Annotated in this window: 21 protein-coding genes; 12 read left to right on the top strand and 9 right to left on the bottom strand. The window is 19.6% G+C overall.

The window, feature by feature from the left end; genetic code table 11:
* Positions 1–106: 106 nt before the first annotated feature.
* Entirely contained in the window at positions 107–883 is a 777-nt protein-coding gene (locus tag ATP_RS01405) for a hypothetical protein (RefSeq protein WP_012504406.1), read from the bottom strand.
* A gap of 818 nt (positions 884–1701) precedes the next feature.
* Between ATP_RS01405 and ATP_RS01400 the strand changes: the two genes are divergently transcribed.
* Entirely contained in the window at positions 1702–2355 is a 654-nt protein-coding gene (locus ATP_RS01400) for a Panacea domain-containing protein (RefSeq protein ID WP_012504405.1), read from the top strand.
* Positions 2356–2371: 16 nt separating this feature from the next.
* On the top strand, positions 2372–3094 hold the full coding sequence (locus tag ATP_RS01395; RefSeq protein WP_041186072.1) for a hypothetical protein: 723 nt from the start codon (positions 2372–2374) through the stop codon (positions 3092–3094).
* Between the two features lie 383 nt (positions 3095–3477).
* Here ATP_RS01395 and holA read toward each other — a convergent pair whose 3' ends face one another.
* The 4 genes from holA to ychF form a co-directional block, all read right to left on the bottom strand.
* Positions 3478–4452 carry a DNA polymerase III subunit delta gene (holA, locus tag ATP_RS01385; RefSeq protein ID WP_012504403.1) on the bottom strand — a complete coding sequence of 325 codons (975 nt, stop codon included), beginning with the start codon at positions 4450–4452 and terminating at the stop codon, positions 3478–3480.
* A gap of 69 nt (positions 4453–4521) precedes the next feature.
* A complete protein-coding gene (locus ATP_RS01380; RefSeq protein WP_012504402.1) occupies positions 4522–5226 on the bottom strand; it encodes a YitT family protein in 705 nt (234 codons plus the stop codon).
* Positions 5227–5279: 53 nt separating this feature from the next.
* Positions 5280–8018 (bottom strand): isoleucine--tRNA ligase, encoded by a 2739-nt coding sequence (gene ileS, locus ATP_RS01375; protein WP_012504401.1) that lies wholly within the window; start codon positions 8016–8018, stop codon positions 5280–5282.
* A 47-nt stretch (positions 8019–8065) separates the two neighbouring features.
* Positions 8066–9163, bottom strand: a complete 1098-nt coding sequence (gene ychF, locus ATP_RS01370; protein ID WP_012504400.1) for a redox-regulated ATPase YchF — start codon at positions 9161–9163, stop codon at positions 8066–8068.
* A 524-nt stretch (positions 9164–9687) separates the two neighbouring features.
* Here ychF and ATP_RS02925 point away from each other — a divergent pair.
* On the top strand, positions 9688–9813 hold the full coding sequence (locus tag ATP_RS02925) for a hypothetical protein (protein WP_269445974.1): 126 nt from the start codon (positions 9688–9690) through the stop codon (positions 9811–9813).
* 1475 nt (positions 9814–11288) lie between these two features.
* Here ATP_RS02925 and ATP_RS01365 read toward each other — a convergent pair.
* Complete coding sequence (locus ATP_RS01365) at positions 11289–11849, bottom strand: hypothetical protein (RefSeq protein ID WP_012504399.1); 561 nt, start codon at positions 11847–11849, stop codon at positions 11289–11291.
* A 571-nt stretch (positions 11850–12420) separates the two neighbouring features.
* Positions 12421–13002 (bottom strand): lambda-exonuclease family protein, encoded by a 582-nt coding sequence (locus ATP_RS01360; RefSeq protein WP_012504398.1) that lies wholly within the window; start codon positions 13000–13002, stop codon positions 12421–12423.
* A gap of 466 nt (positions 13003–13468) precedes the next feature.
* Here ATP_RS01360 and alaS point away from each other — a divergent pair, with 466 nt between their 5' ends.
* From alaS to ATP_RS01315, 9 genes are read left to right on the top strand one after another with little or no spacing between them, the layout of a single operon-like run.
* Positions 13469–16063: an alanine--tRNA ligase gene (gene alaS / locus ATP_RS01355; protein WP_231834339.1), complete on the top strand. Its 2595-nt coding sequence runs from the start codon at positions 13469–13471 to the stop codon at positions 16061–16063.
* Positions 16060–16497: a Holliday junction resolvase RuvX gene (gene ruvX / locus ATP_RS01350; RefSeq protein WP_012504396.1), complete on the top strand. Its 438-nt coding sequence runs from the start codon at positions 16060–16062 to the stop codon at positions 16495–16497. The genes alaS and ruvX overlap by 4 nt, the downstream gene beginning before the upstream one ends.
* A gap of 42 nt (positions 16498–16539) precedes the next feature.
* On the top strand, positions 16540–17028 hold the full coding sequence (gene greA, locus ATP_RS01345; RefSeq protein ID WP_012504395.1) for a transcription elongation factor GreA: 489 nt from the start codon (positions 16540–16542) through the stop codon (positions 17026–17028).
* Positions 17018–17584, top strand: coding sequence for a YqeG family HAD IIIA-type phosphatase (locus tag ATP_RS01340; protein WP_012504394.1), 567 nt, complete (start codon positions 17018–17020; stop codon positions 17582–17584). The genes greA and ATP_RS01340 overlap by 11 nt, the downstream gene beginning before the upstream one ends.
* A gap of 20 nt (positions 17585–17604) precedes the next feature.
* Positions 17605–18174, top strand: coding sequence for a bis(5'-nucleosyl)-tetraphosphatase (symmetrical) YqeK (yqeK, locus tag ATP_RS01335; protein WP_012504393.1), 570 nt, complete (start codon positions 17605–17607; stop codon positions 18172–18174).
* Positions 18175–18191: 17 nt separating this feature from the next.
* Positions 18192–18752 (top strand): 16S rRNA (guanine(966)-N(2))-methyltransferase RsmD, encoded by a 561-nt coding sequence (rsmD, locus tag ATP_RS01330; protein ID WP_012504392.1) that lies wholly within the window; start codon positions 18192–18194, stop codon positions 18750–18752.
* A gap of 35 nt (positions 18753–18787) precedes the next feature.
* Complete coding sequence (locus ATP_RS01325; protein WP_012504391.1) at positions 18788–18985, top strand: YneF family protein; 198 nt, start codon at positions 18788–18790, stop codon at positions 18983–18985.
* 22 nt (positions 18986–19007) lie between these two features.
* On the top strand, positions 19008–19367 hold the full coding sequence (locus ATP_RS01320; RefSeq protein ID WP_012504390.1) for a hypothetical protein: 360 nt from the start codon (positions 19008–19010) through the stop codon (positions 19365–19367).
* Between the two features lie 48 nt (positions 19368–19415).
* Complete coding sequence (locus ATP_RS01315; RefSeq protein ID WP_012504389.1) at positions 19416–19838, top strand: OsmC family protein; 423 nt, start codon at positions 19416–19418, stop codon at positions 19836–19838.
* Between the two features lie 98 nt (positions 19839–19936).
* On the opposite strand, the gene ATP_RS02865 is transcribed toward ATP_RS01315, so the two are convergent.
* Both ATP_RS02865 and ATP_RS02860 read right to left on the bottom strand, forming a co-directional pair.
* Entirely contained in the window at positions 19937–20854 is a 918-nt protein-coding gene (locus ATP_RS02865; protein ID WP_012504388.1) for an HD domain-containing protein, read from the bottom strand.
* A gap of 6 nt (positions 20855–20860) precedes the next feature.
* Positions 20861–22024 (bottom strand): CCA tRNA nucleotidyltransferase, encoded by a 1164-nt coding sequence (locus ATP_RS02860; RefSeq protein ID WP_012504387.1) that lies wholly within the window; start codon positions 22022–22024, stop codon positions 20861–20863.
* Positions 22025–22099: the final 75 nt, after the last annotated feature.

Here is a 22099-nt window from a genome sequence, read left to right as displayed (position 1 = left end):
AATATTAAAATAAAGATATTTTTAAACTGCTAATGCGGTTTAAAAATACTTGGTTATAATAATGAATATGAATTGCTTGTGGAATAACCGCTAAATTTAATTAAGTTTATTTTTGAATGTCAAAATGTTTGTTGATTTGTTCGGGAATGTGTTCGTCGAGACGTTGTTTATCACTAGCATCGGAATCCGCGAATTGTTCTTCGTGTGATTTTTTATATCGTTGAACTATTCTTATTTGTTCAAGTAATGATTTTTCTTTTACTTCTAATCTGCCAATTTCTTTTTCAGCTAGTTCTTTTTTCTCAATTAAGTCGTAGTGTTCAGTTTGTAATTTTTCAGTTTTAGGGTCACGATATCCTTTATGAATTCTACTTTGCTCGATGGCTTTTATTTTATCTGCAATATCTTTATCTAATGCAGTTATTCGAGGTTTAATTTTTTCAATTTGAGGATTAATTGGAGTAATTTGATTTTGTAATTCATCTTCCATTTTTTGATATTCTTTTAATGTTGGGTCGTCTTTGGTTTGATTGCTTAAATATTCGTTTTTTTTATTTTGATAACTCGTTTTAATCTCATTAATAATTTTAATGGCATCAGCGTTAAATGTTGGTGATAATGAAGTCACCGCCGAATTTGTATCGGCACAATAAGCAGTAATTTCAGCAGATTGCGACGACGAAATAGGAATTTTAGTAGTAGTTTGAGGTTTTACCAATTCCGAATTATGAACCGGAATAATTGGTGGTGGATTAATATTCGTAGGGATAATTGGCATTTCCGGTTCACTTTTAGGACTCGCTGATGATGGTTTAACAACCTTTGTATCTGGCGGAGTTGGATATGCAGTGGACCAGCAAAATTGAACTACTAAAAAACACAAAAATAAAAAAAATCGTTTATTAAATTTAATTGAATGATAACTAAAAAAAATATTTTGTCAAATTTTTTACTAAAACGAACTGAATTATTTTTTAGAAAGTTATTTACCCTTTCGAGAATTTTTAAATTTAATTTCTTATTTGTTATTAAACCAGAAAAAAAAATAAAAGTCAAATTAATTGATTTTTTTAAAAAAATTTAAAAAATTTAAAAAAAAGAAAGAAAGAAAAAGAACCAAAAAGAAAGAAAGAAAAAAAATTATTTGTACATTAAGTTATATACATTAATTATTATTTTTTATATTTTTTTTAAAGATGTAGATGTTGATGTAGTTTTTATCTTTTAGATGATATTTTAACTTTTTTTAAAAATCTTGTCAAGTAATTTAATTATTTTTTTAAATTTTAAAAAATTATTTTAATATTTTAATTTTATATTTGGAAAAAATTTTATTTAAAAACCTAAAAAACTACATTTAAAAACCAAAACTACATCAACATCTACATCTTTAAAAAAAATATAAAAAATAATAATTAATGTATATAACTTAATGTACAAATAATTTTTTTTCTTTCTTTCTTTTTGGTTCTTTTTCTTTCTTTCTTTTTTTTAAATTTTTTAAATTTTTTTAAAAAAATCAATTAATTTGACTTTTATTTTTTTTTCTGGTTTAATAACAAATAAGAAATTAAATTTAAAAATTCTCGAAAGGGTAAATAACTTTCTAAAAAATAATTCAGTTCGTTTTAGTAAAAAATTTGACAAAATATTTTTTTTAGTTATCATTCAATTAAATTTAATAAACGATTTTTTTTATTTTTGTGTTTTTTAGTAGTTCAATTTTGCTGGTCCACTGCATTTTTAAAAGATAAATGTTATAATACGAATATACAAAATAATTTTAAAAAAAAGGAATTAATTATGGAAAATAAAGATAACCAAATTAACGTTTTTGACGTTGCTAATTATATTATTACAAAATCAAAAAAACTTCCAAATAATAATTTAACCCATATGAAGTTACATAAAATTATTTATTATTCCTATATAAGTTATTTAATACAAAATCAAACATCCAAAACAAAAAGATTAATTTTTGAAAAACCTAAAGCTTGGAAATATGGACCTGTTTTTGGACAATTATTTCATATTTTAAGAAATTATTATGAAAAAATAATAACAAAACCCCTTGAAGGTGGTAATATGTCTAAAATTGATAAAGAACGCGCTGAAGTAATTAATAATATCTTAGAAAAAACTAAAAACATGAATGCTGTTCAATTATCTGAAATTTCTCACAACCAACCCCCTTGGGATTATACTTTTTATTATTATTGGCCTAAAACAAAAAATAATACAATTTCTGATGATCTTTTATTAGAATTTTTTTCGAAAAACGAGCTTTTTACACAACCAAAAAATTTAGATGAAATGTTTCAAAATACTTTTCCAGATTTTTTTCTAAACGAATAAGGATATATTAAGATAAATGATTTTTTTAAAAGATAAAATTAATTTAATAAAACAAAACATTTCAAATATTTGTTACAATGTTGAAAAATTTAGTTTAGATTTTACTTTTTTGATAGAGCGTGGTTTTAGAAGTATTCTTGCTGTAGGATTAAATAATTTTTTTCAAACTTCAGAAGAATTTAAAAATACATATTTATTCGCTGAACCTCTGATGAACGAAGGATATCCAGATATTTGTATACCCATTCATCATAAAAAAAGTCTTTATATTGAATGCAAGATATGGACAAACGCTTCAATAATTATTGAAGCGTTTTATCAACTTATCACTTATACTTCCCATCGTACAAACGATGATGAGCTTGCGATAATTCTTTTTCGTAATAAACATCTTATAAAACAATTAAAGAAAAAAACCTTTTACGAGTATAAGGAAGCACTTGTTGAAGCAAGAAATGATAATGTTCTAAAAATTCGCGATAATATAAATGAATGGTTTTCAAAACAAAAAAGAGATAAAGTTATAAAAAATTTTAATCAAAAAAATAATTATGAATGGGAATTTGAAATTATTAATAAAAAAACAGAAAAACAAGTTAAAGTATCTTTATTTATGTGTCATTGTCCTGTTCAGAATTATTCCCAATGTAAAGATTGCAAAGAAATGTTTAAATTAAAAAAACCAAAAAGAGACGTTTGTTTATCTTGTCATGATAAAAAAACTAAAACAATTAAATAAAACAAATTAAGACCTTCAATTTGAAGGTCTTTTTTATACCCATTTTCCCCCAGCCACTTTCAAAAGTGGCTTTTTTTGTTTATAAACAACAATAATACAATAAATTAAGGAGCTTCATCAATGAATTTTCAAGATAAAATAAAACACATCCAAACCTATTTCCCTATGTCAGTTTTATTAAAAAAATTAAATATAATACCACCAAACTTTAACCCCAAATATCGTTTTCCTTGTTCCATCCATCAAGGCCAAAACCCAACTTGTTGTCATTTAACTTCAGATAACAAAATTCGAAGTGTTGCATTTTTTTAGACTTTTTAAAACAAAAAAAGATCGATATAAATATCGATCTAAATAGTTAAATTATTTAATTTTAAAAAAATCTAAGGTTTTGGAACACTTCGATTGAAACAAATATTAATCATAAAAATCTCCAACCCTATATTAGAATCTATCTGATTAGTTTTAATTAAATATTTTAATTCTAATAAATTCATAAATAAATGAGTGATTTGATTAATTGAAAATAAATAAGTTTCTTTTATTAAAAAATAAACCTTTCCTGGAGAAAAATTTAAAATAGAGGAAATTTGCGATTGATTATGTTTTTTTAATAATAAATCTTGAACTATAATTAATTGTTTTAATTTAATAAACATTTGATTAATAATATAATAAACATCTTCTTTATTTTGTATTAAATATTTTAATATATTATGTGCAGATGATATTTTATTATTTAAAAAATAATTAATTAATTTAAAAATATAATATTCAAAATCAGAAAAAACCAAATTTTCTAAAATATTTTTATTAATTTTGGGTTCATAATAACTATAAATTTGAATTTTTTTAATTTCTTCTTCTAAAAAAAATAAATTATAATTAGTTTTTTCAATCAAACTAATAATAATTTTATCAGAAATATCTAATCCTTTTTTTTTCAATTTTTTCTTAACATAAATAAAAAAATCTTTTTTTTGTAAAATAGGAATTTCATTAATTTTAAAATATTTATTTAAAATATTTTTTATATCTAAACTAAAATTAAAATTTTTACTAAAAAAATAAAGTATTACATCCAAACGTGGATTTTTAAAATAATTAAACAAAAAATTATTTTTTATAGTAATTGATTCAAATAACAAATTACTTTTTTTTATAATAATTATTTTTTTAGTAGAAAAAAAATTAGTTGTCTTCAATTCTTGTTCTAAATTATATAAATTATTTTGTTCTGAATTATAAAAAATACAATGAATATTTTTTTTTTTACTTTGTTGAACTAAAAATTTAATTTTTTTTTCTAAAAAAAATTTTTGATTAACAATTGTCAAATTAAGCGGAGATGAAATCATTAAAATTCCTTACTTTTTGAATAATTTACAATAATTAACTAATAAATAATATAAAAAAAATATATAATTTTATTTTTTTATAAAAATTTTTTTATTACTAGGATTTAAAAAATAAGTAGTAATAGAAAAAGAAATCATTTTTAAATTACTTAATAAAATACTATTTATATTAAAATTTTCTGATGGATTTAAAAAAAAATTTATTAAAACAAAAAAAAACGAAATACTATAATTAAAAATAATAATAACTAAACTAATATCTTTATTTTTATAAATAAATAAATATTTAGCTATAATATCTATACCACCTGTAGAACTACCAATTTTAATAGGAATAATTAAACAAATAGAAATTAAAATTCCCGATAAAAAAGCTCTTAGAATATTTTTTTTAAGTTCTATTGATTCTGTATCAAAAATACCAAAAAAATTTTTACTTTGAGCAAAAAAACCTTCATTGTTTGGGTTCTTTACAATATGAAAAGAAAAAAAAGAAACAAAAAGAGAAAGAAAAACAATAGAAAAAATAGAATTAATATTAAAATTTTTATCTAATTTTGGAAAAGCTATGAATAAAAACAATAAAAAATTTACCAATATATAAAGAAAAGAAGCAAAATAATCTTTATTGTTTTCTTGTAAAAATCCTATTTTAATAAAAAATCTAGAAACTGCATCAGAAACTCCATAAATACCAGAAGTATAAATAACACATTTATATTGGGGGCCAAAAAAACAAACACTAAAATAACCAAAAAAACAACAACAAATCATAGTAATTAAAATAATTTTAAAATCTTTTATTTTGAATTTATATTTTCAACTTTCTAATATAATTTATCATTAACATTTTCATAACAACGAATACATAAATCATCAATGTTTTTTTTATCATATATAATATTCCAACATCTAGGACATATATTTCCTAAAGCTTTAGAAACTTGAATATTAACATCATATAATGAAGGTTTAATATTAATTTGTGAAACTATAAACAATTGATGCAAATTATTTTCAATTTTTAATATTTTTAAAGCTAATAAATATTCATCTGTTAATTCTAATAATAATTTTGCTTGTAATGAATTATTAATAATCTTACCTTTTATTGATTTTTCCAAGTGTTTAAAAACCATTTCTTTTAAAGAACAAAAAATTTCATAAGATTTTTCAATATTATTGATATTTTTAAATTTTTTAATTTTTGGCATTAATTCTAAATAAATATCTTCTTTTTTTTGTAAAAAAGATAAAGATTGATAAGCTTCTGATGTGGTATGAGGAATAATTGGTGTCAAAATTTTTAAATTATCTAGCAAAACATCATAAATAGTTGATTGTATCATTCTTCTTTCTAAATTATTTTCTTTTTCAATATATAAAATATCCTTAGCAAAATCAAGATAAAAAGCGCTAATTTCATTATTCAAAAAAACATGAATATAACGAACTGCTTTTTCAAATTGAAATTTTTCATAAGCTTCTAAACTTGCTTCTAAAATTTTATTAAATTTAATAATAATAACTTGATGAATTGGTTTTCTTTCATAAAAAGTTAAATAATGTTTTTCAGGAATAAAATTATTTAAATTACCCAACATAAAACGAAAAGTATTTCTTATTTTGCGATATATTTCTTCTGTTTGTTTCAAAATATTTTCATCCACTCGAACATCAATATTATAATTAGTGGTAGCAATCCATAACCTTAAAATATCTGCACCTTTTTTTTGAATAATTTTTAAAGGGTCAATTATATTTCCTAAAGATTTACTCATTTTTTGACCTTTACCATCTAAAACAAATCCGTGAGTAATAACTTGTTTGTAAGGAGAATGATTATAAACAGCTGTAGAAATAATTAAAGAAGAATTAAACCATCCTCTATATTGATCTGCTCCTTCTAAATAAATATCTGCTGGAAAATTTTGATTTTTAAGTTTTAAAATATTAAAAGAAGAACCCGAATCAAACCAAACATCCATAATATCAGTTTCTTTAGTAAATAAATGAATGAATTTTTGATTTTTAACATATTCTTCAGGTAATAAATCTTTTATTCCCCATTTGTACCAAATTTCTGAACCATATTTTGAAAACAAAGAAGCTACGTGATTAATTACATCAATATCTAAAATAGGAATATTATTTTCATCATAAAAAATAGGAATGGGTACACCCCAAACTCTTTGTCTACTGATTGCCCAATCTTTACGTTCTGCAATCATATTATGCATTTTCATTTCACCCCAACTAGGAAACCAATGAACTTTTTTAATTTCAGATAATAATTTTTTTTTAATTTTTTCAATGGAAATAAACCATTGTTGAATAGCTAAAAAAATTACTGGTTTTTTAGTACGGCCATCATGAGGATAATTATGATAAATTTTTTGTTCTTTTAATAATAAACCTATTTTTTTTAAATCTTCAATAATTAATGAATTAGCTTTTTGATAATAAATACCTTGATATTTTTCAGTTGCTTTAGTCATAAAACCTTTTTCATCAACACTACAAATAATTGGTAAATTATATTTTTTACCAACTAAATAATCTTCAAGACCGTGAGCGGTTGCAATATGAACTAATCCAGTTCCTTCAGTTTCTGAGACATATTCTCCTAAAATAATTTTGCTATATCTTTGTACAGTGGGATTTTGATATTGTAAATTTTCTAATTCAATTCCTTTAAAAATTTTTATTATTTCGATATTATCATTCCAATTAAAAATTTTTTTTAAATAATTTAAATTTTTTACTCCTACTAAATATTTTTTATTATCTATTTTAATTAAATTATAATCAGCCTGAGGATTAACAGCTACAGCTACATTAGCAGGCAATGTCCAAGGAGTTGTAGTCCAAATTAATAACTCAGAATGTTGCCAAAATTTTTGATCACTATCTTTAAAATTTAAAAATATTTTAAAAGATACAAAAATAGAAATAGATTGTACATCATAATACTCAATTTCGGCCTCAGATAAAACAGATTCTAGGGTTGGCGAATAATAAACAGGTTTAAAATCTTTAAAAATTAAATTATTTTTTACCATTTCACCAAAAAATTTAATCTGTTCAGATACATAAACATTATCTAAAGTTACATAAGGGTTTTGCCATTCACCTAAAATACCTAATCTTTTAAACTGTTTTTTTTGTTTTTCAATATAATGTATAGCAAAATTTTTACATTCTTGTATAAAATCTGCCTTAGAGTAATCGTTTTTGTTAATTTTTTTAGAAACAGCAATTTCAATAGGAAGGCCATGCGTATCCCAACCTGGAATATAAACTGTTTTATATCCATTCATAGTTTTAAAACGTAAAATAAAATCTTTTAAAATCTTATTTAAAGCATGTCCTATATGAATATTACCATTAGCATAAGGAGGACCATCATGTAAACAAAAATTATTATTATTTTTATTTTTTTCTAAAACTTTCGAATATAAATTAATTTGTTCCCATTTTTTTTGAATGTTAATTTCATTAATACCTAAATTCCCTCTCATAGGAAAATCTGTTTTTGGTAATAATAAAGTTTTTTTATAATCCATAGTAAAATAATTTCCTTAAATTTATTTTTCAAACATTTTAAAATTAATCAAACATTAAAATGAAAAGTAATTATATCACCATCTTGAACTATATATTCCTTACCTTCTAATCGAACTTTACCTTTATTTTTGGCATTTTGAAATGTTTCATATTTAATTAATTCTTTATAAGAAATAACTTCAGCTTTAATAAAACCTCTCTTGAAATCAGTGTGAATAATATTAGCGCATTCGGGAGCAGTCATACCTTTTATAAAAGACCAAGCTTTTATTTCTTGTGGTCCAGCTGTTAAATAAGTTTTTAATTTTAATAAATCATAACTTTGTTGAATAACTGTTTGAAGAGAAGATTGTTTCAAGTTATAAATTTTTAAAAAATAATCTTGTTCCTCTTGGTTTAATAAAGAAAGTTCTTTTTCAAATTTAACACAAATAGGAACTAATTTTCTTTTTTCTTTTTGAGTATAAAATAAAACTTTTTTAAATAAATCACTATTTTGAAAATGTTGTAAATTATTTTCTTCAATATTAGCTAAATAAAGCATAGGTTTAAAAGATAATAAATTAAAATTTTTAATTATTTTATTTTCTTCCAAATTAAAAAGTGAATCATTAATTTTTTGTCCTTTTTCTATAAATTTTTTAATTTTGTATAATAAATCTATTTCTAATAAAATATCTTTATTTTTTAATTTTTCACCTTTTTTTTTAATCTTTAATAAACGCTTTTCTATTTGTTCTAAATCCGCTAAAACTAATTCAGTATTAATAATATCAATTTCTTTAATAGGATCAATTTTTTCTCTAACGTGCAAAATATTATCATTATCAAAACATTTAACAATGTGACAAATAGCATCTACATTTCTAATATGATTTAAAAATTGATTGCCCAACCCTTCCCCCTTGGAAGCACCCTCAACTAAACCTGCAATATCTATAAACTCAATAGTAGTAAAAATAATTTTTTTTGAATTAAAAATCTTAGCTAATGAATGTAATCTATAATCAAATACATTAACAACTCCTGTATTGGGTTCAATAGTTGCAAAAGGATAATTAGCTTCTAATGCGGACATTTTAGTTAAAGCATTAAATAAGGTAGATTTTCCAACATTAGGTAATCCTACAATTCCTACTTTCATTCTTTTAAAATTCTCCTGAAATAATTCAATTTAAAATAATATAAATGTAATTTTATCGAAAAAAATTAATATTTTTTAAATAACACAATTTTCAAAAAAAATATAACTATTTATTTAATATAAATTATATCATAAATTTAAATTTCATTTTTTTAAATTTGAATTTATGATATAAATATATTTTGAATAAATTAATAAAAATAAATTAAATATTGAAAATATTTTTTTACATTGTGAGACAACTAGAGTGTGCAGTAACCCAATTTTTTTCGTTACCAAAAATAAAAAAAATAAAATAAATTTTTTATATAAATTAATAAAATAAAAATGCAAAATAAAAATTAAATTAAAAAATTTAATTAATTCATTTTGTTAATCAAAAAATTAATAATTATTTTCAATTTGTTTAATAATTTTTTTTATATTTAAACCCTTTATACAATTTTCAAAATAAAAAACACCAATGCATTGTATTTTAAGATTGTTTTGATAAATTTTATTCTAACGAATTGAATATTTTTATTATGAAATTAACCAAGATTGAATGTTTTTTATTTATTAGAATTAAAAATGGTTGTTATCCAATTAGTTATGATAAACATAATTTTTTACATTCTACAAAGTTAAATAAAAAACAAAATCAACGTTAATTATTTAAAAAATTTTTTATATTATTAATTAAGAATTTTATGATGTAATAAAAAAGCTAAAAAATAACTAATAACATAATAAAAAATCAAATTTCTTTTAAAAATAAAGAAGAAATAAATGAAAAGATAAATATTGAGTTATAAAATTTTAAAAAAAACTTAAAAAATAATTATAATAACGTAACAAAAATTAAAAAAATTACTATCAAACATTCATCATAAAAATATAAATAATATTTTATTTTTTTTATCTTTATATTCGAAATCACTTTTAGTGATTTTTTTTTTATTTTTAAATTATAAAAAAATATTATTTATATTTTTATGCAATTTATTTGAAATTTTTATCAAAAAAACATATAAATATTTTCAATTTTATCCATTATCATTGACAAAACATTTTAAAGAGTTATTATTATAAAAATAATAAATAATTTGGTAATAATGATTTGCATAAAATTAGTTATTTGTTTGTTTAATTTTATTTCTACATCTTTATTGGATTCAATTAATTACTAGATTAAATTCAAAATTTTCAAGAAAAATGTAATGTAAATCTTCATTAGTTTATTGGAAAGTTCAAACAGTTTGATAACTGTTTTAGGTCAATTAAAAAAAAATTATTAAAATTAGATAAGATTTTTATTTAAATTAACATTAACAATTAACTTTATCAAAAATTATTAATACCGATATCACCTATTTAACAAATAACCTTTATTTATTGGCAATTATGGATTTATATAATTGAGAAATTGTAATTTTTCAAATTGCTAACCAAACAGTAATCAAATTAATTATCAACAACATCAATCAAATACCCTACAACTTAAACAAAAAAATCCAGTCTAATGTTGTTAATCCAATAAATCTAGGTCTCATCCATAATTCCCTTTTATATATTTCTTAGGGCAGCTTAAAAATTTAAAACTTCAAAATGATTCAACAATTGTTTGTTACCAAAAGAAATTATAAACATGATTAATAACTTTATTCAGTATTATAACCAGTATAAGTTCCCACCAATATTTAAATTATTATCCCCAAGAAACTTTTCAACTTAAAAATGTTTTATTTAAAATACAATCTATTTTGATAGTAAATTTAAAATTATTATAATTTTTTATGTTATTAAATATTAAAATGAGTTTAAAAAAATAAAAAAAAATATATTAAATGCAATATAAACATTAATTAATTTTTTTGTTTTTAAATTTTAAACAGAAAAACAATAATTAATTTAGTTTTAATAAAAATTTGAAAAAATAATTTTTTTAGTTATTTTCAAATTAATTTCAATAAAAGATTTTTTAAATCATAAATAATTAAACAGAAAAAAATATAACTTTTTTAATAAAAAAATTTATTAGAAGTTATATTTTTTCTTTCTTCTCTATTTTATAAATTTAAAAGACGTCAAAAATACATTTAAAATAAATAATAATAATAAATTAGAAAAAATAAGATTATTTTATCTACTGATCATTGTATAATAAAATTTTATTATTTTTCAAAAATTCAGAAAAAAATAAAATTACTTTAAAAATGTTTAATTTATAAGGTTTTAGTTTTCCATTTTTATTTATTTTCATAAAATAATTTTGATACCATTGAAGTAATTTATGATAATTTTCTAAATTAAAATTATTTATCGTTTTTTTATTTTTTTTCAAAATTTTAATTACTATTTGATACCAAGATAAATTAATATTATAAGGTTTAAAATCTTTTATATCCCATTGAATACAACATTCCAAAATTAAAAAAACATCTGTCGAAATTAATTGAGTATTAATTACTTGTTGAAAATAAAATAAATGAAAAGTGTTTACATAATGTTCACGTTTTTTCATTTCTTCTACCCATTTTTTAATTAATAAATTAAAATAAACTCTTCCTAAATCTAAAAAAGATTGCATCCCTTGATTACGAATATTCATATTTAAACAATAATCATACATTCCAAATTCTTTTCTTAAGGCGCACAATGCAATATCAGGGCTATATTTATATAATTCATGCGGTATTATTCTCATTTTATAAAATTACCTTCCAATAGAAATTGTTTAATTATTTGAAAAAAATATTTTTTTTATTATTAAAATTTTATAAATTATCAATTAAAAAGTATTACAAAATTTAGACTTTTTTTTTATTTCTAAATACAAATTATTAAAAGGTATATCTTATATATACATCTTAAATCTAAGCAAATTAGTTTTAAATAAAATTCTTCAATTTCATTTACTATTTCCAACTCAAAAAAATAATTTTAAAGTGAAAAAAATAAAAATAAAATAGTTACAATAATTGTTTTTATTAATTGTACATATGATTAAATCATAAATATAAATTAATACGATTTATTTATTTTATAATTTATAATAATATTAAACTTTTAATTCAATAACAATTTAGAAAATAAAAAAAGCTAAAATGTTTATTTTTTTAATAAATAATTTAGCTTAAATTTAATTTTATTTTAATTAAATTTAAAAAGGTGTTATTTTTTTGTAGGTTATATGTTATTAATACCAAAAATTAAGGCAATAAAATGGTTATTAATTAATTAATATATTTTTTTCGCATGTTTATATAATCATTTTTTTATTTTATTAAAAATTTATTTTGATATTTAATCAACAATTGTTGAAATTTTTCTCCTTCTTGAATAATACTTTTAATAAATTTTATATCTGGTTTAATTGTTATAAATTGAAAATTTTCAGAATCAACAAATGCTAAAAAATAACCTAAGTTACTTTCTGAAATATACAATTGACATTGTATTTGAGCCCAGTAATAAGGTTGAATTATTTTTTTTTGAAAAAAATTTTTCCACTCTAAATTTTCTGGTCTAAATGGACATTTAATACCTAATAAAGTTTTTTTTGATTCATCATACCCATCTAAAGTTGTAAAAAAAATATCTTTAACTAAAGTAATTGGTTTATAATTGGTTTTCATTTTTATACTAAAAAATAAATTTGCTCGAGGCTTCGTTTTTCTACCATGTTCAATAGCTTCACTTTGAATAAATTTATAAGTTAATAATTTTTTTTTAATTAATTCTTCTTTAGTTTCATAAGGATTTAAACCCATAATAGTTGCTATTTCTGTAGCATTAATACAATTTTTACAATAATGATAAAATTCTTTAGTATTTTTTTTAATTTCTTTTTTATCCATCTTTTTTTATTCTATCTTTTTTATTTTATATTTTCTGTTAATTATTTTAACATTAATTGTAAAATAATTAAAAAATTATGTTTTAAAAAAATATAATAAATATTTTAACAAAAAATTAAGGAAAAAATATTTTTAAAATTTTTTTATTAAAAAAGAATACTTATTTTAATTAATCTAAAAAATTAAATTATTTCATTTTTTAAAAACTCTAAATTTTAAATAAAATTTTGAAGCTTATTTATATAAATATTTTTAAAATTATTTAAATTTAACCCCTTTGAAGGGAATTTAATACTTTTATTTAAATATAATCAATTTTAATTATTATATTTATTATTTTATATAAATAAAAAATACAATTATTAAAAATATTTAAAGTTGATAACATCAATAAAAAATGATAAAATAAAACTCTAACAGATAGATAAAAATATAAATAAAATTAAAAAATAAGGCAAAAATTTAAATGAAAAAAATGACGTCTTTGGAAATTAAAAATATGTGGTTGAATTTTTTTATCAATAAAGGGCATTATCAAGAAAATTCTTTTTCTTTAATACCAGAAAATGATCCAACTTTATTATGGGTTAATGCAGGCATTACGCCTTTGAAAAAATATTTTAATGGCTCTCTACCTGTTGTTAATTCTCGTATCGTTAATATTCAAAAATGTTTAAGAACAAATGATATTGAAAACGTTGGAAAAACATCTACACACCATACATTTTTTGAAATGTTAGGTAATTTTTCTATCGGTAATTATTTTAAAAAAGAAGCTATCGATTTTGCTTATGAACTTTTAATGTCAAAACAATGGTTTGGATTTGATTCTAATAAAATTTATATTACTTATTATTATAAAGATATAGAAACATTAAATTTATGGTTAAAAAAAGATATTCACCCAGAACATTTGATTTCTTTAGAAAGCAATTTTTGGAATATAGGACAAGGTCCTTGTGGCCCTTGTACAGAAATATTTTTCGATAGAGGATCAAAATATCATCCTAAAGGTAAGGAATTAATAAAAAAAGATATCCCAAATAATCGTTTTGTTGAAATTTGGAATATTGTTTTTTCACAATATAACTTTAATCCTGAAAATAAAAAAAATATTTATCAAGAATTACCAAGTAAAAATATTGATACTGGCGCTGGTTTAGAAAGATTAGCTTGTATACTTCAAGATGTCGAAAATAATTTTGAAACAGATATTTTTTTTCCTATTATTCAAAAAATATCATATTTAAGTTCTATTAAATATCAAAATCAAGAAGCTTTTAAAGTGATTTCAGACCATATCCGAACTTTAGTTTTTGCAATTGGAGATGGGGTTATTTTTGCAAACGATGGAAGAGGATATGTTTTAAAAAAAATTTTAAGAAGAGCAATACAAAAAGGAAAAATTTTAAATTTTAAAAAACCTTTCTTATATAAACTAATACCTATAGTTGTTAAACAAAATCAATTTTTTTATCCTAAATTAAAAGAATATCAAAGTATTTTAGAAAAAATAATTTATAAAGAAGAAAAAAAATTTTTTGATATGCTAGAAAATTGCGAAGAAAAAATTTTAAATTTAATAAAAAATAATTTTTTAAGTGGGGAACAATATTTTAAATTATATGATACTTATGGAATTCCAAAAGAAATTATTTTAAACTATTGTGAACAAAAAGGGTTTATTATCGATAATGATGGTTTTATTAAAAAATTAGAATCACATAAAAATTTGTCAAAATTAAATCAACATTTTAAATTAAGCATTCAAAAAAAAAATGATAAATTTTTAAATTTTAAAGATAAAAGTAATTTTATTGGTTATAATATTTTAGAAACTAAAACTAAAGTTATTAAGATTTTTGAAGAAGGTATTATTTTAGAAAAAACACCTTTTTATCCTAATATGGGTGGTCAAATTAATGATAAAGGTTTTATTAATAATATACCAGTAAAAAAAATTATTCGTTTACACCATGGTCAATTATTACATCAAGTTCAAAGTGACTTATTTTATGAAGATCAAGAAGTAATTGCTAAAATTGATTTTAATGCCAGAAAACAAATATCTTTACATCATACTGCTACTCATTTATTACAAGATGCTATTATATTAATTTTAGGTAAACATATTGAACAAAAAGGATCATTTATTGGAGATAATTTATTAAGATGGGATTTTAATCATTATGAAAAAATAAAACCTCAAGATATTCTTAAATTTGAAATTCAAGTTAATAAATGGATTCAAAAAAAAACAAACGTTATAATTAAAGAAATATTATTTTCCGATGCTAAAAAAATTCCTAATATTAAATACTTTAAAGATAAAAAATATCCCGAAATAGTAAGAATTGTTCAAATGGATGATTATTCTATAACATTGTGTGCCGGAACACATGCTAAAAATACTAAAGATTTAAAAAAAATAATTATTTTATCTTGTAATTTAATAAGTTCAGGGATTTATAGAATAGAAGCGTCTGTGGGTTTAAATGCAATAAATATTTTAAATCAAAAAATTAATTTTTATTTAGATGAAAAAAAAAATATTATTAAAAAAGCACAAAGAATGTCTATTTCTAATTTTAAATTATTATTACCAGAAAATATCATTATAACAGAAAGTTTTCAAGACATTTTAAATTATAAATTATATATACAAAATCTACAACGAAATTTTAATTTTTTTAAAAAAGAATTATTAGAAAATCAAAAAAAATATGTTTTATCTAATATAAAAAAATTTATTCCATCAAAAATTACTACTAAAATGTTTTTAAAAATTAATGATAAGATGGAAATGGAAGTACTGAAATATTTATTAGAATATTTATTTGTTAAATTTAAAATGGAAATATTATTAATTTGTTATTTACAAGATGATAAAATGTTTTTTCTTTGTAAAAGCGCAACTTTACACGCTGGTCAAATAATAAAAACAATATCTCAAATAGCAGAAGGTTTTGGTGGAGGTAACAATAAATTTGCTCAAGGAAGTACTAAACACCCAAATAAATTAAAATCGGTTTTAAAATATTGGAATGATAATTTATCATGATTTATTTTCCTCCTTATTTGGGTCTTGACTTAGGAGAAAAAACCTTAGGTATTTCTATTTCTGAAGCAGGTTTTTTTTCTGTTAATTTTAAAACTTTAAATTTCCCTAATCACCAATATAATTATTTATTAAAACCTTTAAAAATATTAATTATTCAAAAAAATATCAAAACAATTATCTTGGGTTTACCTAAACATATGAATAATGATTTAGGAGTGAAAAGTTTAATAAGTATTAATTTTAAAAAAAGATTAGAAGATTATTTAAAATTGGATGTAAAAATAATTTTATGGGATGAACGTTTATCTACAAAACAATCTTTAATATTTTTAAAAAATAATAATAAAAATAAAAAAAAAATTAAACAACTAAAAGATGAAGTTGCTGCTATGTTTATTTTACAAAATTTTTTAGATTATCAAAGTAATATTTAAAATAATGTTATTTATAATTTTAAATTGAAAAAGGATTTAAAAATGGAAGATAAAAAAAATATATATGAATTAACAAAATCTGGAGTACTAGAATTAAAAGAACAATTACATCATTTAACAGAAATTAGAAGAATTGAAAATTTAAAAATTTTAAAAGAAGCTAGAGAACAAGGTGATTTATCTGAAAATGCTGATTATGATGCTGCCAGAAATGAACAAGCTTTAATCGAAAATGAAATTTTAAAAATCAAAAATATTTTAAAAAAAATTAAAATTATTAAAAGTTTGAAAAATAAAGAAGTGAATATTGGTAAATTAGTAGAGTTAAATTTTTTAGAAAAAAATATAAAAAAAAGTTTTTACCTAGTTGGTATTTTAGAAACAGACCCTTCTTTAAATAAAATTTCAATTGATTGCCCTTTAGGCAAAGGCATTAGAGGCCATCAAGTTGGAGACAAAATTACGATTCAATCAGAGACTGGTAAAAATTTTCAAGTGGAGATATTAAAAGTAGAACAACATGAATTATAAATTAAATCGATATGTTCCGGACTTTTATTTTGATAATATTTTTAAAATTCCTTACGATTTATTTTTAAGCCAAGGTTTTAAAGGTATATTTTTTGATTTAGATAATACTTTAATGTGTTATTCAGATAAAAATTTAAGCAATTTTACTAAAAAATTCTTACAAAAAATTAATGAAAAATTTAAAATTGTTATTGTTTCTAATGCTTCTAAAAAAAAATTACAAAAAATTTGTAATAATGATTTTTTATATGTTTATTTAAATATTTTTTGTAAAAAACCGTCATTATTTGGTTTTAAACATGCCTTAAAATTAATTAATTTACCATTTAATCAAGTTTTAATGGTAGGAGATCAGTTAATAACTGATATTTGGGGTGCCCACAAAATGAAAATTAAATCAATTTTAGTTAAACCTATCAATAGAGAAAAAGAATTTTTATTCACAAAATTTAAACGTTTTTGGTTTGAAAGAGTAATTTTAAAAAAAATTAAAAAACAAAAAAATGAAATATATGAAAATAAATTAAAAAATTTTGCAAATTATTTAAAATTTTAAAGTAAGGCAATTAGTTTTTTATGTTATTAGAAAAAATCATTGAAAAAGTTAAAATAAAATTTAAAAATGATAAAAAAAGATTGAGCCATATTTTAGGCGTTCATCGCACTTCTATTAAATTATCACGTTTTTATAAAGAAAATATGTTACAAACTCAAGTTGCCGCTCTATGGCATGACTATACTAAAAACGAACCTTTAGAATTTCATATATCTTGCTTACCACCTAAAATAATAAAAAAATATCAATCTACTCCACATATTTACCATGCATTTAGTGCGGCAGTTATTTTACAAAAAGAATTTCAAATAAATGATATTAAAATTTTAAATGCTTTGAGAAAACATGTTTGGGGACATAAAGTTATGAACAAATTAGACAAAATAATTTTATTAAGCGATAAAATAGAACCTCAAAGAAAATATACACAAGTTGATTATTTTAGAAAATTAGCTTTTATTGATTTAAATCAAGCAGTTTATCAAATTTTAGATTTTAATTATGATTTTAATCAAAAAAAAGGAAATATTATGCACAAAGAACAACAAGAAATTTTATCAAATTTAAAAAATAAAATTAGAAAAAAATAAAATTATGAAATACTATTATGTATATTATTAGTGGTAAATATAAAGGCTTTAAATTAAAATCAGTTCCTTCTGCAACAACTAGGTCAACTACTCATTTAATTAGAAAAGTGATTTTTGATACTTTAGGTTCTTGGTTAGAAAATAAATATGTTTTAGATTTATTTTCTGGCAGTGGAGCATGTGGATTTGAAGCTTTAAGTAGAAATGCTAAAAAAATTTATTTAGTTGATAATTCTTTGTCTGCTATTAAAACTATTTATAAAAATAAGATTAAACTTAATTTAACATCTTCGAATTTTAAATTATTTTTTTTGGATTATTCTAGAATTTTAAAAATTTTTTTTAAGAAAAAAATTTTTTTTGATTTAATTATAATTGATCCTCCATATAATTTTAATTTTTATTTACCTTTATTGAAAAATTTAAATTTTATTATAAAAGATAATGGTTTTATTGTTTGTGAAATTGATAAAAGGGTTATTTTGCCTAATAACATTGATCAATTAACATTAATCAAAGATAAACAACATGGTAGTAAAAAAATAAAATTTTATCAAAAAAAAAAAAATAAAGTATAATTAAGCTATTAAAAACAGAAAGGATAAATACAAAAATGCTGAGTGAAATTGCTTATTTATTTTTAGGTACTATAATTGGGGCTGTTTCAATGTTTTTTGGATTCAGAAAATATTTAACAAAAAATCCTCCCGTTAATGAAAAACAAATTAGAGAAATGTTTAAACAAATGGGAAGAACACCTTCAGAAAAACAAATTAAACAAATTGTTGAAAGTATGAAAAAAACAAAATGATTAATTTATATTTAATAATATAATGGAATGGAAATATTTTTTAATTTTATTTTTTTTAGTTTTATTAATTATAATATTAATGGATTTTTGTGATAAAAAAATATGGTTTTACAAGTTAAAAAAATATTTAACTACGTGTTCTTCATTAGAACAAGAAATTTTAAAAACTTTTTGCAAAGAACCCAATACAGTTCATAAATTAAATGATAAACATAAAATTACTCATGTTTTAAGTAATTTATTTATTATTATTAAATATGATAATAATGATGATGAAAACATTAATCTTCAACCACAACAAAGTTTTTATTATATAAATCCTAAGGTATATAAATTAATGAAAAAATATCAAAAATTTAAAAAAATTTATTTTATTAATTAATATATTTTTATTATTTTTAAAATAACTTTCCGAGGAAAATATAAATATATGGCTTTTCAAGTAACTATTTTTTATGAAAAAAAAATAAATGATTTTATTTTTATTAAAGATAATATTAAAAACAAATTAACTTCTGCTTTGATACCAAATAATCAAAATCAAAGTGATCCTCAAGAATTATTTTCTTTATCTTGGATAATTTGTTTTTATAAAACATCTCAAAAAATTCTTTTATACAAAGGATTTAATGATGTAGATATAAAAATTAATTTAGTTTCTAATTTACACAAAGATCAACAAGGTTTTTATTTTGAATTAATTTTGAAAGTAGGGATAGAAAATTTTTCACTAGATGATATTAAAGTTATATTAGAAGAAGCTCATCAAAAATGCCCAATTTCTAGAATGATTAACAAATATAATCATTTAAAAATTTTTCCTGTTAATTATCAAGATATTTTAATTAATTAGTAATATTTTTTAAATTTAATTTTATAAAAAATAAAAAAACCATGTAAAAGTGGTTTTTTTTATATTAAATATTTAATCAAAAATAATCTCAATGATTTTTATATATTAGGCTTATAAAAAGAATTTTTATTTAAAACTGATATTGGTTCTGTAAAATTACCCTTTTCAATTTTTTTTAAATTTTCTCCTAAAACAGAAAACTGACTATCTATACTGTCCAAATGCCAAATTAAAAGAGCTTCTCCTATTTTAGGTTTTTGCAAAGCGCCAAAATTTAATAATCCATGATGAGAAATTATAATATGTTTTAAAACCAAAACTTCTTCTTTATTTTGATAATTTAATAAAAATGCTTCTTCTGAAATATCATTACTCATCATTACTAAATGACCTAACAAAACACCTTCTTTAGTATATGTTCTATTTAAATCGTTTAATTCTCTAATTTTTGCCATATCGTGTAAAATAATACCAGCATATATTAAATCTAAATTTAAATAAGGAAATGATTCAATAAAAAAATCTGACATTTTTAAAATATTAACAGTGTGATTGCTTAAACCACCATAATAAGTATGATGCATTTTCAATGCTGCAGGATGTATTAAAAAAGATTTTTTATTTTTTTCATATAAATTTTTAGTGATTTGAAAAATTACAGTATTTTTTATTTTATATAAATAATTTTCTATAATTTTTTGTGTAACAGCAAAATTAATCTTGGTACATAAAAAAAAATGAGAAAATAATTGATATAATTCGTTTACTGGTAAAATATTTTCCACTAAATCAAATTCTTTATTTATTAAAAATTTTTTTTCTTTTTTTAAAATACAAATAACTTTAAATTGATATATTTTATTTATAATTGGTTTTTTGTCATTTTTATTTAATTTAATATTAATATCTTTATTATCCGTTAATTTTAATGTTAAATTATAAAAATTTTCTCCTTGATTAATGCTTATTGCTTGCCCTAATAAAATATATTCTTTATTTATTTCTTTTTCAAACATTATTTTTTAATCACTTCTTTTTTTAATTTTTCTTACATAATTTAATAAGTTTTTTTTACTATTTATAATTTTTTCATCTAAAACTAATTTAATGATTTGCTGTTTTAAATTATTTAACCATAAACCAGGTGAAATTTGCATTATTTTTAAAATTTCTATAGATGAAATTTTTAAATCTGAATTTTTTTTAATAATTAAATTTTTATAAATTATTTTTATTTTTTGAGTTTCATTTTTTTCTTTTTTAAATAAATAATTAATTTTATTGGTTAACAAACATATTTCTAAACCATATTTAAATAATGACCATTTTATATCTAATTTTTTTTTATTAAATAAAAATTCAACAGTTTGATATAATTTTTGATCTTTTTTAGAAAAATTAAAATAATTAAACATTTTTTTATTTAATATTAAAGATAAACTAAAGAAAATATCTTTATTTATTTTTTTTAATTTATTTTCAATACAAAAATTAATTCCCTGACTTAAACCTTTTAAAAAATCTATTATATTAGTTTCCTTTATAGTTATCAAAGATTTATAAAAGTGTTTTTGTGAAATAATTTTTATAAATTCTTGTAAAATTCTATCTTTAGAAATTTTTTTTAATAAATAGCTTTGTTTTTTTAAAGCTTTTTTTGTGTTTATTTCTATTTCAAAACATAATTTTGCTTGAAAATAACAAGTTCTTAATATTCTAACACTATCTTCTTGAAATTTTTCTTCAGGATCTTTTATTGTTTTAATAATGGAGTTTTTAATATCAGATAATCCACCTAAATAATCAATAATATTTTTTTTATCATCCATTAAAAGACTATTAATAGTAAAATCTCTTCTTAAAAGATCTTTTTTTACATCATTAGTGAAAATTATTTTTGTAGGATGTCTATGATTTTTGTATTTTTCTTCAATTCGATAAGTAGTTATATCAAATTGGCTATTTTTAAAACAAACATTACAAGAACCATGCTTTATATTATTAGAATTGATTTTAAAAATTTTCATTAAATCTAAGGTCAAGGCATTAGTAATAATATCGATATCAACAAATGGTAAATTTAAATAATAATCTCTAACTGCGCCGCCTACAATAAAAGCTTCAAATCCATTTTGTTGTAATATTTTTAAAATATCGTTAGCTAAATTTAATTTTTTTATTTTCATTTTTATATTTTTCTTTTTTTATTTAATAAATAATTATTTTATAATTTGATAAAAATTTTATTAATTAATATTAAT

This window comes from Candidatus Phytoplasma mali, from assembly GCF_000026205.1.
In the GTDB taxonomy this organism is placed as follows: domain Bacteria; phylum Bacillota_I; class Bacilli_A; order Acholeplasmatales; family Acholeplasmataceae; genus Phytoplasma; species Phytoplasma mali.
Note: the sequence above shows the minus strand (reverse complement) of the source record. Positions and strands in the feature narration are given on the sequence as shown.

What these genes read in the sequence shown, in the direction of transcription:
- ATP_RS01395 (WP_041186072.1), top strand. Translation starts at nt 2,372, where the DNA reads ATGATTTTTTTAAAAGATAAAATTAATTTAATAAAACAAAACATTTCA.
- holA (WP_012504403.1), bottom strand. Translation starts at nt 4,452, where the DNA reads ATGATTTCATCTCCGCTTAATTTGACAATTGTTAATCAAAAATTTTTT.
- ATP_RS01380 (WP_012504402.1), bottom strand. Translation starts at nt 5,226, where the DNA reads ATGATTTGTTGTTGTTTTTTTGGTTATTTTAGTGTTTGTTTTTTTGGC.
- ileS (WP_012504401.1), bottom strand. Translation starts at nt 8,018, where the DNA reads ATGGATTATAAAAAAACTTTATTATTACCAAAAACAGATTTTCCTATG.
- ychF (WP_012504400.1), bottom strand. Translation starts at nt 9,163, where the DNA reads ATGAAAGTAGGAATTGTAGGATTACCTAATGTTGGAAAATCTACCTTA.
- ATP_RS02925 (WP_269445974.1), top strand. Translation starts at nt 9,688, where the DNA reads ATGAAATTAACCAAGATTGAATGTTTTTTATTTATTAGAATTAAAAAT.
- ATP_RS01365 (WP_012504399.1), bottom strand. Translation starts at nt 11,849, where the DNA reads ATGAGAATAATACCGCATGAATTATATAAATATAGCCCTGATATTGCA.
- ATP_RS01360 (WP_012504398.1), bottom strand. Translation starts at nt 13,002, where the DNA reads ATGGATAAAAAAGAAATTAAAAAAAATACTAAAGAATTTTATCATTAT.
- alaS (WP_231834339.1), top strand. Translation starts at nt 13,469, where the DNA reads ATGAAAAAAATGACGTCTTTGGAAATTAAAAATATGTGGTTGAATTTT.
- ruvX (WP_012504396.1), top strand. Translation starts at nt 16,060, where the DNA reads ATGATTTATTTTCCTCCTTATTTGGGTCTTGACTTAGGAGAAAAAACC.
- greA (WP_012504395.1), top strand. Translation starts at nt 16,540, where the DNA reads ATGGAAGATAAAAAAAATATATATGAATTAACAAAATCTGGAGTACTA.
- ATP_RS01340 (WP_012504394.1), top strand. Translation starts at nt 17,018, where the DNA reads ATGAATTATAAATTAAATCGATATGTTCCGGACTTTTATTTTGATAAT.
- yqeK (WP_012504393.1), top strand. Translation starts at nt 17,605, where the DNA reads ATGTTATTAGAAAAAATCATTGAAAAAGTTAAAATAAAATTTAAAAAT.
- rsmD (WP_012504392.1), top strand. Translation starts at nt 18,192, where the DNA reads ATGTATATTATTAGTGGTAAATATAAAGGCTTTAAATTAAAATCAGTT.
- ATP_RS01325 (WP_012504391.1), top strand. Translation starts at nt 18,788, where the DNA reads ATGCTGAGTGAAATTGCTTATTTATTTTTAGGTACTATAATTGGGGCT.
- ATP_RS01320 (WP_012504390.1), top strand. Translation starts at nt 19,008, where the DNA reads ATGGAATGGAAATATTTTTTAATTTTATTTTTTTTAGTTTTATTAATT.
- ATP_RS01315 (WP_012504389.1), top strand. Translation starts at nt 19,416, where the DNA reads ATGGCTTTTCAAGTAACTATTTTTTATGAAAAAAAAATAAATGATTTT.
- ATP_RS02865 (WP_012504388.1), bottom strand. Translation starts at nt 20,854, where the DNA reads ATGTTTGAAAAAGAAATAAATAAAGAATATATTTTATTAGGGCAAGCA.
- ATP_RS02860 (WP_012504387.1), bottom strand. Translation starts at nt 22,024, where the DNA reads ATGAAAATAAAAAAATTAAATTTAGCTAACGATATTTTAAAAATATTA.